18 protein-coding genes and 1 pseudogene are annotated in these 15,335 nt (G+C 63.6%); 7 read left to right on the top strand and 12 right to left on the bottom strand.

Annotation, left to right across the window (positions count from 1 at the left end; genetic code table 11):
* Positions 1-175 precede the first annotated feature (175 nt).
* The 3 genes from P9273_RS21895 to P9273_RS21885 all read left to right on the top strand — a co-directional run bounded on the left by P9273_RS21895 (position 176) and on the right by P9273_RS21885 (position 1,983).
* Positions 176-784, top strand: a complete 609-nt coding sequence (locus P9273_RS21895) for a hypothetical protein (protein WP_278050854.1) — start codon at positions 176-178, stop codon at positions 782-784.
* A 224-nt stretch (positions 785-1,008) separates the two neighbouring features.
* Positions 1,009-1,197 (top strand): hypothetical protein, encoded by a 189-nt coding sequence (locus P9273_RS21890; RefSeq protein ID WP_040999907.1) that lies wholly within the window; start codon positions 1,009-1,011, stop codon positions 1,195-1,197.
* A 525-nt stretch (positions 1,198-1,722) separates the two neighbouring features.
* On the top strand, positions 1,723-1,983 hold the full coding sequence (locus tag P9273_RS21885; RefSeq protein WP_278050764.1) for a hypothetical protein: 261 nt from the start codon (positions 1,723-1,725) through the stop codon (positions 1,981-1,983).
* A gap of 76 nt (positions 1,984-2,059) precedes the next feature.
* On the opposite strand, the gene P9273_RS21880 is transcribed toward P9273_RS21885, so the two are convergent.
* The 7 genes from P9273_RS21880 to P9273_RS21850 all read right to left on the bottom strand — a co-directional run bounded on the left by P9273_RS21880 (position 2,060) and on the right by P9273_RS21850 (position 6,832).
* Positions 2,060-2,362: a glycine zipper domain-containing protein gene (locus P9273_RS21880; RefSeq protein ID WP_278050763.1), complete on the bottom strand. Its 303-nt coding sequence runs from the start codon at positions 2,360-2,362 to the stop codon at positions 2,060-2,062.
* 87 nt (positions 2,363-2,449) lie between these two features.
* A complete protein-coding gene (locus P9273_RS21875; RefSeq protein WP_040983239.1) occupies positions 2,450-2,989 on the bottom strand; it encodes a MerR family transcriptional regulator in 540 nt (179 codons plus the stop codon).
* Positions 2,990-3,120: 131 nt separating this feature from the next.
* Positions 3,121-3,444, bottom strand: a complete 324-nt coding sequence (locus tag P9273_RS21870; RefSeq protein ID WP_040999910.1) for an integration host factor subunit alpha — start codon at positions 3,442-3,444, stop codon at positions 3,121-3,123.
* Between the two features lie 103 nt (positions 3,445-3,547).
* Positions 3,548-4,519 (bottom strand): beta-ketoacyl-ACP synthase III, encoded by a 972-nt coding sequence (locus tag P9273_RS21865; protein WP_040999911.1) that lies wholly within the window; start codon positions 4,517-4,519, stop codon positions 3,548-3,550.
* Between the two features lie 9 nt (positions 4,520-4,528).
* On the bottom strand, positions 4,529-5,599 hold the full coding sequence (plsX, locus tag P9273_RS21860; protein ID WP_040999912.1) for a phosphate acyltransferase PlsX: 1,071 nt from the start codon (positions 5,597-5,599) through the stop codon (positions 4,529-4,531).
* Between the two features lie 130 nt (positions 5,600-5,729).
* Complete coding sequence (locus P9273_RS21855; RefSeq protein WP_278050762.1) at positions 5,730-6,278, bottom strand: YceD family protein; 549 nt, start codon at positions 6,276-6,278, stop codon at positions 5,730-5,732.
* A gap of 11 nt (positions 6,279-6,289) precedes the next feature.
* Complete coding sequence (locus tag P9273_RS21850) at positions 6,290-6,832, bottom strand: ubiquinol-cytochrome C chaperone family protein (RefSeq protein ID WP_278050761.1); 543 nt, start codon at positions 6,830-6,832, stop codon at positions 6,290-6,292.
* Between the two features lie 117 nt (positions 6,833-6,949).
* On the opposite strand from P9273_RS21850, the gene P9273_RS21845 reads away from it, so the two are divergent.
* The 3 genes from P9273_RS21845 (at position 6,950) to P9273_RS21835 (ending at position 9,142) form a co-directional block, all read left to right on the top strand.
* On the top strand, positions 6,950-7,474 hold the full coding sequence (locus P9273_RS21845; RefSeq protein WP_040999914.1) for an outer membrane protein assembly factor BamE: 525 nt from the start codon (positions 6,950-6,952) through the stop codon (positions 7,472-7,474).
* Positions 7,475-7,605: 131 nt separating this feature from the next.
* The gene (locus P9273_RS21840; RefSeq protein WP_278050760.1) at positions 7,606-8,151 is read left to right on the top strand and encodes a dTDP-4-dehydrorhamnose 3,5-epimerase family protein; all 546 of its coding nucleotides are present in this window, start codon (positions 7,606-7,608) and stop codon (positions 8,149-8,151) included.
* Position 8,152: 1 nt separating this feature from the next.
* On the top strand, positions 8,153-9,142 hold the full coding sequence (locus P9273_RS21835) for a glycosyltransferase family 2 protein (protein WP_278050759.1): 990 nt from the start codon (positions 8,153-8,155) through the stop codon (positions 9,140-9,142).
* 91 nt (positions 9,143-9,233) lie between these two features.
* On the opposite strand, the gene P9273_RS21830 is transcribed toward P9273_RS21835, so the two are convergent.
* Together P9273_RS21830 and P9273_RS21825 are read right to left on the bottom strand one after the other, a co-directional pair.
* Positions 9,234-11,375: a sodium-translocating pyrophosphatase gene (locus P9273_RS21830; protein WP_040999916.1), complete on the bottom strand. Its 2,142-nt coding sequence runs from the start codon at positions 11,373-11,375 to the stop codon at positions 9,234-9,236.
* 242 nt (positions 11,376-11,617) lie between these two features.
* A pseudogene (locus P9273_RS21825) lies at positions 11,618-12,085 on the bottom strand (DUF2165 family protein); the annotation flags it as partial.
* Here P9273_RS21825 and P9273_RS21820 point away from each other — a divergent pair.
* Positions 12,084-12,392, top strand: coding sequence for a hypothetical protein (locus tag P9273_RS21820; RefSeq protein ID WP_278050758.1), 309 nt, complete (start codon positions 12,084-12,086; stop codon positions 12,390-12,392). The pseudogene P9273_RS21825 and the gene P9273_RS21820 sit on opposite strands and share 2 nt — an antisense overlap.
* A 16-nt stretch (positions 12,393-12,408) precedes the next feature.
* Here P9273_RS21820 and P9273_RS21815 read toward each other — a convergent pair whose 3' ends face one another.
* From P9273_RS21815 to P9273_RS21805, 3 genes are read right to left on the bottom strand one after another with little or no spacing between them, the layout of a single operon-like run.
* The gene (locus tag P9273_RS21815; protein ID WP_278050757.1) at positions 12,409-13,158 is read right to left on the bottom strand and encodes an ABC transporter permease; all 750 of its coding nucleotides are present in this window, start codon (positions 13,156-13,158) and stop codon (positions 12,409-12,411) included.
* On the bottom strand, positions 13,155-14,090 hold the full coding sequence (locus tag P9273_RS21810; RefSeq protein ID WP_278050756.1) for an ABC transporter ATP-binding protein: 936 nt from the start codon (positions 14,088-14,090) through the stop codon (positions 13,155-13,157). The genes P9273_RS21815 and P9273_RS21810 overlap by 4 nt, the downstream gene beginning before the upstream one ends.
* Positions 14,087-15,250, bottom strand: coding sequence for an ABC transporter permease (locus P9273_RS21805; RefSeq protein ID WP_278050755.1), 1,164 nt, complete (start codon positions 15,248-15,250; stop codon positions 14,087-14,089). Before P9273_RS21805 ends, P9273_RS21810 begins: the two co-directional genes overlap by 4 nt.
* Between the last annotated feature and the right edge of the window lie 85 nt (positions 15,251-15,335).

The raw sequence follows: 15,335 nt of genomic DNA, 5'->3' as shown, positions 1-15,335 counted from the left end.
GCGTTTTGGCCGAATGCCTCAGGCTCTGCACATGTAAGGTCGCGTGGCGCTCGATCAAGTTCTTTTGAAGGTCCGAGACCGGATTCGCCGGCATTTTCGACATTCCGATTCGTTAGCTTGCCGTCACCGGCTGCCGACAGACGGCGCCGGAAGCTTCTCGAAAGGATCGGATGCCATGAATTTGAAATCGTTCGCAATTGTGCTTGGCACAATCTCAAGCATCATCGGCGCGACGCAAGCATGGGCAGCGGATGCAGTGCGTGTTCGAGGCACTGTCGTCAGCGTCGCCGGATCAAAGCTGACGGTGAAGGATCGCAACGGCAAGACCGATACGATCACGCTTGCGGACGGCTGGAAGATTTCGGGTGTCGCCAAGGCATCGGGGGCCGATATCAAGCAGGGTGATTTTCTCGGCATCGCCTCGATATCCAAGGCCGACGGCGGCAGCGGCGCGTTGGAAGTCGTGATCTTCCCGGCCACACTGAAGGGTACGGGAGAAGGCGATCGCGACTGGGATTTGCAGCCCAACAGCCGCATGACCAACGGCACCGTCGCAGACGTCACCGAAATCGAGGGCCGCACGGTCACGCTCACCTATGACAATGGCCAGAAGAAACGGATCGCGATCCCGCAGACCACACCGATCGTGACGTTCGCCACCGCCACACCGGCGGATCTCACGCCGGGTGTAACAGTGTTCGTCAACGCCGAGCGCGGCGGCGACGGCAAGCTCGTCGCCAATCGCGTCGTGGTCGGGAATCATGGTGTCGCGCCGCCCATGTGAGCCCAAGCGGCCGCATCCTCGGATTTCCAAAAGATCGCGCAATCTTCGCCTCTCGGGGCGGGCACCCAGCGCAACAGGTCTCCTCAGAAACAATCCAGAAACAAAAATCTACATTTGGGAAAAATTGTCGAAAAAAACCAGGAGGATAGTCCCTATCGCGAGGCTTGGGTCACCGATTTGCTCCGGTGACTCTCGGAACGCCCGCGTAAAAAGGAAACGAAGTCATGAAGAAGTCCCTTCTCTCCGCGCTCGGGCTGGCTCTGGCGCTGGCTTTCACCATGCCGATCCTCGGCACCACCAGTGCCGACGCGGCCCCGATGAAGAAGCATCATCATCATCGTCATCACCACAGGCATCACCACCGTCACCATCATCATCGCCACCACCACAAGATGGCTCCGAAGAAGGCCTGATCCTTCCTTTTTGCCGATGGGAAGGCAGGCCTTCGCTGCCAGAGCGGACCAGCCTTCCCATCGGATCTGTCTCCTTAAGCATCCCTGATCCGCCGGCCAGACACCGCCTGATGTCGGCGGTCTGCTGTGTCCTCCTGACGCCGGCCAACCGGCTTTGCCCGCTTCGCCTGAAGCTCGGCTATCTGCCAAATCCCGCCACCCGACGCGCTACAACCAGATAATGTTGTGGCGGAAGATCGTCGCCGCAATCCGCTGGTCGTGACGCTGACCGACAAGCTGGCGGCGAAGTGAGCCGCTTCTTTGCCGGGCGATGCGCGCAGGAATGCGTGCCGCGCAACGGCAACAAGAGACGCACCCCGGACCGTCCAGTCCGCCGATATCGCCGGCCAATCGAAAAAATCGCGCGGCACATGAACCTTTCCATCGGTGGCAGCACTAAGCGGTCATGGGCGCCGCGAAGGCGCTCCTCAACCCCACGGGACGCCTGGACGGCGATCCCTCAACCAATGGAAGGAAATGCTCAAAATGACCAACTTCAAGCGTATCACGCTCGCCGCCGCTCTCGTCGTCTCGGCGTTCGGCTCGGTCTCGGCGCCGGCTTTCGCGGGCACGCATCCGACCGGCGACGGCGGCGCGGTCTGTAAAGGCCACGGCTCGTGCCTGGTGCTGCAGCTCGATTGCAAGGGCACCTATACCGACGCCACCGACAAGAACGGCACCGTCTACGGCAAGTGCAGCCAGGTCATGAAGGCCGACCCGAAGACCCGGCTCAAGCTGGCGAACTGATCATCTGTAGCCGAGTGGCATGGAAATGGCGGCCGTCGAGGATGGCCGCCATTTCTGTTTCAATCTCGTAGATCGATCAGCGCCGGCTGATAAGAAGCCCGGCAAGCAATCCGACCACGACAAGGCCGACGGCCACCGCCGTTGCCGGATGATCGCGCGCCGTACGCTCGATCGCCCTGCCCCTGCGGCTCATTGCCGGTAACGCCTCCTGGAGGCGATCGGCAAGTTGCGTGTAATAGTCGGACGCCATCTCGCTGCCGTCCTCGTAATAGGCGCCACCGCGCCTGGCCAAAACTTTCTTGAGATCGTGCAATTGCCGCGAAAGCGCCGCGACCTGCTTGTCGATATCGACGTCGGAGAGTGTCGAAAACGATGCCATGCTTGTTGTCCTTCTCTTCGAGAAGGCCTAACGCATGGACGACAAGCCAGTTCCTGCGGGCCGACCGCGCCCCATCAAGCGGACCGTTCAACGGACCTGGTCGAGCAGGCGTTTGCACTCCAGCAGATCGAACAGCGCCTCCTGCAGCAGGGCGCGATTGTCACGCGACAATTTCGAGGAGTCGGGTTGGACCGGACCTTCGTCGTCGCTCTTGCCGAGGCCGAAGAAACGGCGGCTGGGCTTAACCTTGGGCTGGCCGACCAGCGCGTCCTCGTCGCCGCGCGGCTGGGCGGCCGCCGTCAGCGGCACCTGCTCGGCCTGGCGGCGCTGGGCGATCGCCTCCACGGCGGCCATGTCGCCATTGCCAATGGCGACCAGAAAATGGTTGCCGTTCTCGCGCAACAGCTTCTGCACGCCTTTGATCGTGTAGCCCTGATCATAGAGCATATGCCTGATGCCCTTGATGAGCTCGACGTCCTGCGGCCGGTAGTAGCGCCGGCCGCCGCCACGCTTCATCGGCTTGATCTGGGTGAAGCGCGTCTCCCAGAAACGCAGCACATGCTGCGGCAAATCGAGGTCTTCCGCGACTTCGCTGATGGTGCGGAAAGCATCGGGGCTCTTGTCCATGGGCCAATCCTCCACACTGGACCACGATCCGGGCATGATACCGAATCGCCCCTTATTTCAGCGATTTATGAAACGATATTCAAGCCCAGCGTCAAAACCGCCGGCGGTTTTCAACCGTATTCGCCAGCAAACTACTTGCTGCCCTTGCCCTTGCTGTTCTGGTGCGAACGCAGGATCCGGTTCTTGAGCACATTCGACGATTTGAACGTCATCACCCGGCGCGGCAGGATCGGCACTTCCTCGCCCGTCTTGGGATTGCGGCCGATGCGCTCGTTCTTGGAACGGACATGGAAGGTGGCGAAGGAAGACAGCTTCACCGTCTCGCCTCGAACGATGGCCTCGCAGATCTCATCCAGGACGGCCTCGACGAGCTCGGCCGATTCAGTTCGCGACAAGCCAACCTTCCGGTAAACGGCTTCAGCTAGGTCGGCACGCGTAAGTGTCTTTCCCCCCATGCGACCGTCCCATCTGCTCGCAACACGTAAATCGATACAGGTAAAGGCAGAGCCTAAGTAATTGATCCGGCAAGGTCAAGAACCGAACCGGCGCGTTCGGCACTTACCAGCGGAGCAATACCGCGCCCCAGGTGAAACCTCCACCCATCGCCTCGAGAAGCACAAGGTCGCCCTTCTTGATGCGGCCGTCGGCGACGGCCACCGAGAGAGCGAGCGGCACCGAGGCAGCCGAGGTGTTACCGTGTAGATCGACGGTGACCACCACTTTCTCTTCGGCAATCCCGAGCTTCTTGGCGGAAGCGTCAATAATCCGTTTATTGGCTTGATGCGGCACGAACCAGTCGAGGTCCTCGGCCGTTATGCCGGCCTGGCCGAAGGTCGCCTCGATGACATCGGTGATCATGCCGACGGCATGCTTGAACACTTCACGGCCTTCCATCCTGAGATGACCGACGGTTCCCGTGGTCGAAGGGCCGCCGTCGACGAAGAGCTTGTCCTTGTGCACGCCGTCCGAGCGCAAGCTTGCCGCCAAAACGCCGCGATCGGTGATCGCCCCGGCGCCCTCTTCCGCTTCGAGAACCAGCGCGCCGGCGCCGTCGCCAAACAGCACGCAGGTTGAGCGGTCGCTCCAGTCGAGGATGCGCGAGAATGTTTCCGAGCCGATCACCAGGACGCGTTTGGCGAGGCCGCCGCGGATATAAAGGTCGGCGGTGGCGACGGCGTAGACGAAGCCCGAGCATACGGCCTGCATGTCGAAGGCGAAGCCGTGATGCATGCCGAGCCGGTTCTGGATTTCGACGGCAGTCGCCGGGAACGTGTTGTTGGGCGTCGAGGTCGCCAGGATGATGAGGTCGATATCGGCGGGTGTCATGCCGGCGCTGTCGAGCGCGGCGCGCGCGGCCGCCTCTCCGAGCGAGGCCGTCGTCTCGTCGTCGGCCGCGACGTGGCGCTGGCGAATGCCGGTGCGCTGGACGATCCACTCGTCGGAGGTCTCGACCATGCCTTCGAAATCGGCATTCTTCATGATGCGGCGGGGCAGCGCGGCACCATTGCCGCGCACGACTGATCTGATCAAAGCTCGTTCCTATTCCTCGGCGTCGGCGGCGACACCGGATTTCCTGTTTGCCTGCGCAGTCGGGTTGCGCGCATGGAACAGATCGAGGTCGGCCTCGATCCGGTCAAGCAGATTGTTGCGCACCATGTCGTAGCCGAGCTCGATGGCTGCCGCGAAGCCATCCGAATCGGCGCCGCCATGGCTCTTCACCACGATGCCGTTCAACCCCAGGAAGACGCCGCCATTGGAGCGACCGACATCCATCTTTTCGCGCAGCCTGTCGAAGGCGCCCTTGGCGAAGACATAGCCGATCTTGGCCATGAGCGTGCGGCTCATGGCGGCGCGCAGATAGCCGGCGATCTGCCTTGCGGTGCCTTCGGCCGTCTTGAGCGCGATGTTTCCGGCAAAGCCTTCGGTGACCACCACGTCGACCGTTCCCTTGCCGATATCGTCGCCCTCGACGAAGCCGCGATAGTTCATCGAGGCCATGTTGGCCTCACGCAGCATGCGGCCGGCTTCCTTGACCTCTTCCTGGCCCTTGATCTCCTCGACGCCGACATTGAGTAGGCCGACGCTCGGCCGCTCGACGCCGAACACCGAGCGCGCCATGCCGGTGCCCAGAATGGCGAAATCGATAAGCTGATGCGCATCGGCGCCGATGGTGGCGCCGACATCGAGCACCACGCTTTCGCCGCGCGTCGTGGGCCAGAGCGCCGCGATCGCCGGGCGGTCGATGGTGGCCATGGTGCGCAGGCAGAATTTCGACATCGCCATCAGCGCGCCGGTGTTGCCGGCCGAGATGCAGGCCTGCGCCCCGCCGTTCTTGACCGCCTCGACGGCCTTCCACATCGACGACTTCCAGCGGCCGTGGCGCAAGGCCTGGCTCGGCTTGTCGTCCATGCGCACGGCGACCTCGCAATGGACGAACTCACTCACCTCGCCGAGTTTCGGAAATTTCGCAAGCTCGGGACGCACCACGTCCTCGCGGCCGTAGATGACGAAGCGGATGTCAGGACGGCGTATGGCGACCGTCATCAGCGCCGGGATGACCACGCTCGGTCCGTGATCGCCGCCCATGGCATCGATGGAAATCCTGATCACGTGGTATTTTTCTCACGGTTTGCCTGGCTTGCGGCGAACGCCTGCCAAGGTAAGGGGGCTCGCGAAGGTTCGGCGAAAATAGCGGTTTTGGGCTGACGCACAACCAACTTTTCCAAAATCCGGACCAACCTCAGGATTTTCCAAGCAGCGAACGCAGCTTTTTCTGGAATTCGCTTTCCTCAGGCTGGTCGTCGCCGGCAACATCGAGCGACGCCCCCGGCTTGCGCGGATAGGGATCGATCGCCAGGCCGAAAAACTGCTCCGCCAGCGCGCCGACGTCGATGGTGTCGCCGGAAAATGTCTCCGGACTGTCCGGTCCGTCGGCGTCGAGGATGATCTCGCCGCCGCCCTCGAAACCTTCGCGCCCAAGCTTCGACTGCTCGGGCAGAAACAGCGCCTCGACCGGCTCGTCGATATGCGCGGCAACCGGATCCAGGGTGACGATGCAGGCTTGCGTGATGTCGGCCTCGACGCGGCCGGTGACCTTGACGCCATTGCGTTTCCAGGAGGTCACGAGCAGCTCGGCGCGATAGCTTTCGACCGAAAGCAGATCATGTTCGGCGGCAAGCGATTGACGCTGGGCTTCATCGGCCTCGACCACGACGGGCAGGCCCTTTTGCGGCAGCCGCGCGACATTGGCGACAAAGGATACCGGGCTTTGCAATTCGGCGTCTTTCATCAGCGCCTCCTTCACGCGGTCCCGGCGGCCGGGAACGCGGCGGTGCCGGCGACAATCGATTCGGTCGGCTGCGCGGCAAGCTTCCGCGAGGCCTCGCGGACATAGTCCGCCAGCAGCGGCGCGTGCGGCCAGGAACCGGCGTCCGGCCTGACGTTGCGGGCAAGTGCCGCCGCAAGCGCCACCCGATCGTCCTGCCCGAGCGCGTCGTCATAAGCGGCCGTGCGGCCGTAAAACATCTTTGCCAGCTTCTTCATGCGCTTGGGCACGCCGACATCGCTGATGCCGAGCTCGCGCAGCGAATGCTCGACATCGAGAAAGAACTCGTCGATCAGCACTTGCGCGACCTCGGCGGCCACACCTTGCTCGCCATGCAGCCGATGCTGGACGAGATACATGTGCAGCGACAGCATCTCGAAGCGGCCGAGCGGCGTATCCGGCACATTCCAGTCGGAATAAAACACCGTTTGCCGCGCCGCCGCCACGATTTGTGCGTAGAGCGCGTCGGTGATAGCGCGGTTGGCATTGCGTTCGCGGCCAAAAAGGCGCTGGAACATCGAGGGCGGTCTCCCGGGGACCTGTTGTTTAATTTGGCCTTGTTGCATCGGCATCGAAGCTGGTTTACCGGTTTTGCGGCCCAGCGCAAGTTGCGGGGATGTTATGGAGAATTGTTGTTGGGTGCGCTGAAATTCAAGTCGTTCTTTGCGCCCGCCCAGGTGGGCGTGGCTTCGCTGCTGGTCGTGGTATCAGCGCTTTCCGCCTGCAATTCGTCCAAGATGTTCGGCGATCTCCATCCAAGCGAGACGCTGACGAAAGGCTACGTCATCGACCAGCAGGCGATCGATTCGGTACCGGTCGGGTCGAGCCGCGAACAGGTGCTTTTGGCGCTGGGCACGCCGTCGACGACGGCGACCTTCGATAACGAGGCCTTCTACTACATCTCGCAAACGCGCAAGCGCTACGTCGCCTTCGACAACCCCCGGATCATCGACCAGCATGTGCTGGCGGTCTATTTCGGCGCGGACGGCCGCGTCACCCAGATCGCCAATTATGGTCTCAAGGACGGCAAGATCTTCGACTTCATCTCGCGGACGACGCCGACCGGCGGCAAGGACCAGAACTTCCTCAGCCAGATCATCAGCGGTGCGAGCAAGCTGGCACCCGGCATCCCCGGCGGCGGCAGCGGGGGTACGCCTTAAGTCTATCGACGGCTGCAGAACAATCAGAACCCGCCGCCTCGCCGGCGGGTTTTGTTTACGCGCGGCCAGGACGCATACTTGCTTATATTCCGGCGTCCCCCTATCAATTTGCTGGGGATTGGGGATCTATCATGAGCAACAGCGATCGCACTGTGCCGCAAGGCTGGATGGCGACGGGCACGCCTGACCGGCAGACCGTGACACCTGACTGGCTTGTCGTCGATCCGCCGACAATCGACGGCGTCGCGCTCAAGGAAATCCGACCTGTCGCGACTTCGACCGGCTACCTCACTGAGGTCTTTCGCGAAGAATGGGATCTCGACGGACTTCCCGTTGGACAGGTGTTTCAGCGCACGCTTTATCCCGGCGCGGTGACGGGATGGCATGCCCATGGCGTCACAACCGACCGGCTTTTTTGCTCGGCGGGCAGCGTTCGCATCTCACTGTTCGACGGTCGCAAGGCCTCGCCGACATTCGGCACGCTTTGGCACAAGATTGTCGGAGCGGTCAGGCCCGCCATCGTCGTCATTCCGCCCGGCGTCTGGCACGGTGTGGTCGCGCTCGGACCGGAAACGGCGTTGGTGCTCAACCTCGTCGACAAGGCCTACGCCTATGACGCGCCCGATCATTGGCGCCTGCCGCCGGACACGGAACAGATTCCCTACAAGCTGGTGTAGCGTGGAACAGGCCGGTCAAGACGCGCCAACAGGGCGGATCGAACCGCTTGTCTCGGTCGTCATCGCGACGCACAACCGCCCGGCGGTCCTGCGCCAGACGCTGAAGAGCCTCGTCGGTCAGACTCTGCAGAACTGGGAAGCCATAGTCATTGGCGACGCCTGCCGGCCGGACACCGCGACAACGGTCGCCGCTTTCGGCGACGCCCGGATCTCCTATATCGATCTTCCCGTGAATTTTGGCGAGCAGTCGGGGCCCAACAATATCGGCTTTGCCAGAGCACGCGGCCGTTTCGTGGCCATCTTGAACCATGACGACCTCTGGTTCCCCGACCATCTGACGTCCATGAGCGGCTGGATCGACGCCACCGGCGCCGATGTGGTGATCGCCCGAGGAGCAGTCATCGAGTCGTCCGAGAGCAAAGGTTCCAGGCATATGATCCTCGGGATGGGGCGTGACGGCTTCTATGATCCGGTCACCACCGTCGGATTCGGCTCCGCGCAAATGATCCGGCGGACGTCGCTGCCAAGGCTTGGGCCATGGCGCCCGGCCAGCCAGTGCGTTTGCGAAAGTTCCCAGGACTGGCTGTTCCGTGCCTGGCGCAAGGGTGCGGTGATCGCGACTATGCCTCATTTGACCGTGCTCATGCTGCATTCGGGCAAGCGCGAAGGCAGCTATGCGCGAGACACGGCGCGGGAGCAGGAAGAACTCATGGACGCGATGAATGCGCCAGACGCGTTGCGCGTGAGGATTCTCGGCAACGCCGAAGAACCTGCTCCCCTCAAGCGCTCCCGCTACCTCAAACGCAGGCTGCTGGCTGCCCTCGGCGTCCATCCGCGGGCGCGTTCCTTCCGCCGCCAATTTCGCCGCGGCGCGTTCATGGCCATGCTGCGCCAGACACGCGGCTTACCGCCGATGCCAGAGCGAGAACCGGATGCCGACGAGTTGCTCGCCCGCTACAGCCATGGCAGCGAAAGGCCGGAAGCCAGTTGAGTGCCCCGGCGGAACGCAGAATGCATGATGTGGTGCCGAAAAAAGCCCGCGGGATCGCTCCCGCGGGCTTTGTCCTGGAACATCGCCGCCATCAGCCGTGCGCGAGAACGGCGAGCAGAAGCAGCGCGACGATGTTGGTGATCTTGATCGCCGGGTTGACGGCCGGGCCGGCGGTATCCTTGTAGGGATCGCCGACGGTGTCGCCGGTGACCGAGGCCTTGTGAGCCTCGGAGCCCTTCAGGTGCTTGACGCCGTCCTTGTCGGTGAAGCCGTCCTCGAACGACTTCTTGGCGTTGTCCCAGGCGCCGCCGCCGGACGTCATCGAGATGGCGACGAAGAGGCCGTTGACGATGACGCCGAGCAGCGAGGCGCCGAGCGCCGCGAAGGCCGAGGCCTTGGAGCCGGAGATCAGGAGCACGCCGAAATAGACGACGAGCGGCGCAAGCACCGGCAGCAGCGACGGGACGATCATTTCCCGGATTGCCGCCCTGGTCAGAAGATCGACCGCGCGGGCATAGTTCGGCTTGGACGTGCCGGCCATGATGCCCTTGTCCTCGCGGAACTGCTTGCGCACTTCTTCGACGATGGAGCCCGCGGCGCGGCCGACGGCTGTCATCGCGATGCCGCCGAACAGATAGGGGATCAGGCCGCCGAAGATCAGGCCGGCGACGACATACGGATTGGAGAGGTCGAAGGAGATCTCGCCCATGCCCTGGAAGTAGGGGTACTTGTCGCCATTGGCGGCGAAGAACCGGAGATCGTTCGAGTAGGCCGCGAACAGCACCAGCGCGCCGAGGCCGGCCGAGCCGATGGCATAGCCCTTGGTGACCGCCTTGGTGGTGTTGCCGACCGCGTCGAGCGCGTCGGTCGAGTGGCGCACTTCCTTGGGCAGGCCGGACATTTCGGCGATGCCGCCGGCATTGTCGGTGACCGGGCCGAAGGCGTCGAGCGCCACGATCATGCCGGCGAGGCCGAGCATGGTCGTGACGGCGATTGCCGTTCCGAAGAGGCCGCCAAGCTGGTAGGTGGCGATGATGCCGCCGACGATGACGATGGCCGGCAGGGCGGTCGCCTCCAGCGAGACGGCGAGGCCCTGGATGACGTTCGTGCCGTGGCCGGTCACCGACGCCTGAGCGATCGAGTTCACCGGGCGCTTGTTGGTGCCGGTGTAGTATTCGGTGATCACCACAATGAGGCCGGTCACGGCCAAGCCGATCAACCCGCAGATGAACAGGTTCTTCCCTGTGATGGCGAGCCCGCCGACATTGCCGATCTCACCCCAGCCCAGTACCGCCGAGGTGGCAATGGCCAAGCCGACGATCGACAGCAGTCCGGTGACGATCAGGCCCTTATAGAGGGCGCCCATGATCGAGCCGTTGGAGCCCAGCTTGACGAAGAAGGTACCGACGATAGAGGTCAGGATGCAGGCGCCGCAGATGGCGAGCGGATAGAGCATTGCCGCACCCAGAACCGCCGTGCCGCCGAAGAAGATGGCGGCCAGAACCATGGTGGCGACAACCGTCACCGCGTAGGTCTCGAACAGGTCAGCCGCCATGCCGGCGCAGTCGCCGACATTGTCGCCGACATTGTCGGCGATGGTGGCGGGGTTGCGTGGATCGTCTTCCGGAATGCCGGCCTCGACCTTGCCGACGAGATCGCCGCCGACATCCGCGCCCTTGGTGAAGATGCCGCCGCCGAGACGAGCGAAGATCGAGATCAGCGATGCGCCGAAGCCGAGCGAAACCAGCGAGTCGATGACGACGCGGTCATTCGGCTGCAGTCCCATCGGGCCGGTCAGGATGGCGTAGTAGATCGAGACGCCGAGCAGCGCCAGGCCTGCGACCAGCAGGCCGGTGATGGCGCCGGATTTGAAGGCGATGTCGAGGCCGGCGGCCAGGCTGTTCGATGCGGCCTGCGCGGTGCGCACATTGGCGCGCACCGAAACATGCATGCCGATGAAGCCGGCGGCGCCCGAAAGCACGGCGCCGATCAGGAAGCCGATCGCGGAGGTGATCGAGAGCAGCCACCAGGCGAGCAGGAGCACGACAATGCCGACGACGGCGATGGTGGTGTACTGGCGCGCCAGATAGGCCTGGGCGCCTTCGCGGATGGCCGCGGAGATTTCCTGCATGCGCTGATTGCCCTGATCGGACGCAAGGACCGAACGTGTCGCCCAAATGGCGTACAGAACTGACAGCAAGCCGCAGGCGATGACGGCGGTAATGATGGTCATTGCCGGATTTTCCTCGATTGATGGCCCAAAAGAACCCCTCCCTGGGCCGTTTGAACGGGAGACGGATTGCCGGCAGCCGGAATCCGCCCCTTCGCTGGCGTGTATGCGAAACAGGGCTCGGAACGTCAAGATATTGTTCGGTTTTTGCCCGGCTTTCGCCCAAAAGAGGACGGCGGCAACTCATGGGCGGACACCCACCGTCCTTTTAGATCGATTGAAATCACGCTGCGTAAATCAGCGCGCACGAAGATCAGCACGGCGAGCATGGTCATGTAGAACATGAACGCCTTCTGCTGGCCGTTCCATATGCTCGACTGCCACATGGCGAACCACTCGCCGCCCACAACCATGAAGCCGAAATACCAGATCAGGAAGCCCATGGTGGCGGCGATGACGGCGAATTTCTTGGCATCGTTGAAGTCCTGCCCGCTGGCTTTGCGCGCCCGCCACAGGGCCGAGGCGGCGATGAGGTAGAGCAGGCAGGTCAACGCCTCGCCGAGGATGATCAGCCAGTAGCCGGCTGTCCACAGCGCCGGGTTGGTGATCGAGCGGTACATCAGGGCGTTGCCCGGAAAGGTCGTATCCATGCTCAGCACATGCTGGACAAAGGCGAAGTTTGAGCCGTAATCGGTGATGTTGCCGAAGGCGACCAGGAAGGCGAACGCCGCAAGACACAGACACATGACGATCTTGGAGAGACGCAAGGTCATGGCAAGAACTCCTGCTGAAAGGTCGGGGCATCAAGAAGATCAATCGCCGAGTCCCGAAGATCGCGCAACTGGTCGGCCGGTCATCATCACACTCACATCGGCGGCAAGCCGTTATGCCGGCAAGCATTCGATCGCCGGGATCTTGGCAGCGCTTCGTCTCGATAGCGATTGCGCGGTAGGTGATCTTGTTTCGCTGGAAGACACCGGCACCAGACACGACTTCGCCATCGTCCGTCGCCGCTGGATCGCCAGCGGAGCCGGCGCAACGCTCGAGCTGACGCTGGACCACCCTGCCCGCTCGTTTTGACCCAGAACCCCGCGGCTTACTCCGCTTCCTGGCCCATCCGCCGCGCGGCGTAGCGCTCGATCGCCGACAGCCCGTCATAGATCAGCACCGCGAGCGCCGCGACGATCAGGCCGCCCTGCAGAACGAAGGCAAGATTGTTCGAGATCAGGCCGGCGATGATCACCTCGCCCAATGTTTTGGCGGCAACCGTCGAGCCGATGGTCGCGGTGGCGAGGCCGATGACCACCGAGAGCCGGATGCCGCCGAGGACCACCGGGGCGCTCAGCGGCAGCTCGACCTTCACCAGCCTTTGCCAGCCGGTCATGCCGGCGCCGCGCGCTGCCTCCATCACATTGCCAGGCAGCGTAGTGAGCGCCGTCAGCGCGTTTTCGAAGATCGGCAGCAGGCCGTAGAGGAAGAGCGCGATCAGCGTCGGCTTCTCGCCGAAACCCACGGCCGGCACCGCAAGCGCCAGCACGGCAACCGGCGGAAAGGTCTGGCCGATATTGACCAGGCTGCGCGACAAGGGCAGGAACTCGGCGCCGGCCGGCCTGGTGACCAGGATGGCCAGGGCCACCGCGACGATCGTCGCCGCCACCGTCGCGACCAAGACAGTGCGCAGATGCTGCAGGGTCAGCGTCAGCAGGCTGCCCTGGTTATAGATCGCCGGCGCGCCGTTCTCGGTCAGCGGCTTCAGCAGCGGCTCGAACCAGTTCGGGCTGGTGATGAAGACCACCAGCAGCGCGAAAATGGCCAGTCTCAGCAGCGCGGGCAGCCAGGCCTTCATGCCGGCCTCGCCCGCTTCACCAGCCCTTCCATGGTGATGCGTCCGATGAGCTTGCCGTTGCCGTCCTTCACCGGCAGCGCCGGGCGACCCGACCACAGAAGTTCGGCCAAAGCGTCGCGCTGGCTGGCGTCGGCGGGGATCGCCTCGCCCTCCGCGCCGCCGGGCTCCACGGCATCGCGCGCGCGGCCGAGCGAAAGCAGCCGGAACGGCCGCTCGCTGGAGCCGACCAGGGTCTCGACGAAGCCATTTGCCGGCCTCGCCAGGATCTCCGCCGGTTTGGCGTATTGCAGCACCTTGCCGGCGTCCATGACGGCGATCTTGTCGCCCATATGCACCGCTTCCTCCATGTCGTGCGTGACCAGGATGATGGTGGTGCCGAAACGCTTCTGGATCGCCAGCAGATCCTCCTGCGCCTTGGTGCGTATGATCGGGTCCAGCGCCCCGAACGGTTCGTCCATCAAAAGCACATTGGGTTCCGCGGCGAGCGCGCGGGCAACGCCGACGCGCTGCTGCTGGCCGCCGGAGAGCTCATGGGGATAGCGCGGACCATAGGCCTGCGGATCGAGCTGGTAGAGCGTCATCAGTTCTTCGACGCGCGCCTTGATGCGGTCCTTGTCCCAACCGAGCAGCTGCGGCACCGTGGCGATGTTCTGGGCCACCGTGCGATGCGGGAACAGGCCATGGCCCTGGATAGCATAGCCGATGCTGCGGCGCAGCTGGTATCCAGGCAGCGAGCGATTGTCGGCGCCGTCGATCTTGATGACGCCGGAGGTCGGCTCGACCAGCCGGTTGATCATCCTGAGCAGCGTCGTCTTGCCGGATCCCGACGTGCCGACGATGGCCGCGATGGTGCGCGGCTCGATGACCATCGAAACATCGTCGACGACCGCCGTTCCGTTGTAGCGCTTGGTGATGCCTTGGATCTCGATCATTCGGAGTCCGTCCTGCGCTTGGTGGAGGTCATTTCGATAATCGCGTCGAGGATGATGGCCGCGGCGAAGGCCAGCGCCACGGTCGGCACCGCGCCGAGAAGCACCAGGTCCATCGCCGTCTGGCCAATGCCCTGGAAGACGAACACGCCAAAGCCGCCGCCGCCGATCAGCGCCGCGATCGTGGCCAGGCCGATGTTCTGCACCAGAACGATGCGGATGCCGGTGAGGATTACAGGAAAGGCAAGCGGGAACTCGACATCGAGCAGACGCTGGCGATCGGTCATGCCCATGCCGCGCGCGGCATCGTTGGCCCCGCGGGGTACACCAGCCAGCCCGACGACGGTGTTCGCCACCACCGGCAGCAGCGAATAGAGGAAGAGCGCCACAAAGGCGGGCGCGGTGCCGATGCCCCTGATGCCGATCGCTGCGGCACCCGGCACATGCAGAGCGACCCAGCCGAGCGGCGCGATCAGCAGACCGAAGAGCGCGATCGACGGAATGGTCTGGATGATGTTGAGCACATTGAGGACGCCATCCCGCAGCCGCTCGACGCGGTGGCAGAGAATACCGAGCGGCACTCCGACGACCACCGCCGCCGCCAGCGAGCCGAGCGCCAGCGTGACGTGCTTGGACGCTTCGGCCCAGAAACTATCGGCGCGGTTGGAATATTCCTTGAGGATGGAAAGACTGTCCCAAAGCCCCGATGCCAGCAACGCGCCGATGGCGAGCGCGGCGACGGCAAGAATGCCGATGCGCGCCAAAGGCGACAGGCTCAGCCTAGTCAGCACATCGGCCAGAAGCAAGGCGAAGGCAAAGATCAGCAGCCAGAAACCGGAGGCCGGCGCGATGCGGGCGAACGTGTTACCGTCGGGCGTCAGGAAACCGCCGGCGACGCCGATCAGGATCGCGAGAGCGACAAGCCCGACGATGCCGGTAGCGAGCCTCGGGACGAGCGGCGTCCTCAGCAGCGCGACCATGCCGCCGGCGATCACTATCGCCAGCAGCAGGATGCCGAGCGGAGACGGCAGGGCCTCGAGGATGGAGCGCGCCTGTCCGGGCACGATTCGGTTGGCGCGAAACGTAGCGAAGGGTGCCGCCAAGGCAGCGTAAGCGACGATCGCGGCGATAACGACGCCGAGCTTATCGAAGCGCGGCATCATCGAAGCCCCGCCCAACAGTCAGATGAAAGTTTTCCGTCTTTGGTGATTGGCGAAAGCCCAAGCGACATCCAATCTCCCCCTTGCG

It is taken from the genome of Mesorhizobium sp. WSM4935, assembly GCF_029625735.1.
Lineage (GTDB): Bacteria > Pseudomonadota > Alphaproteobacteria > Rhizobiales > Rhizobiaceae > Mesorhizobium.
Note: the sequence above shows the minus strand (reverse complement) of the source record. Positions and strands in the feature narration are given on the sequence as shown.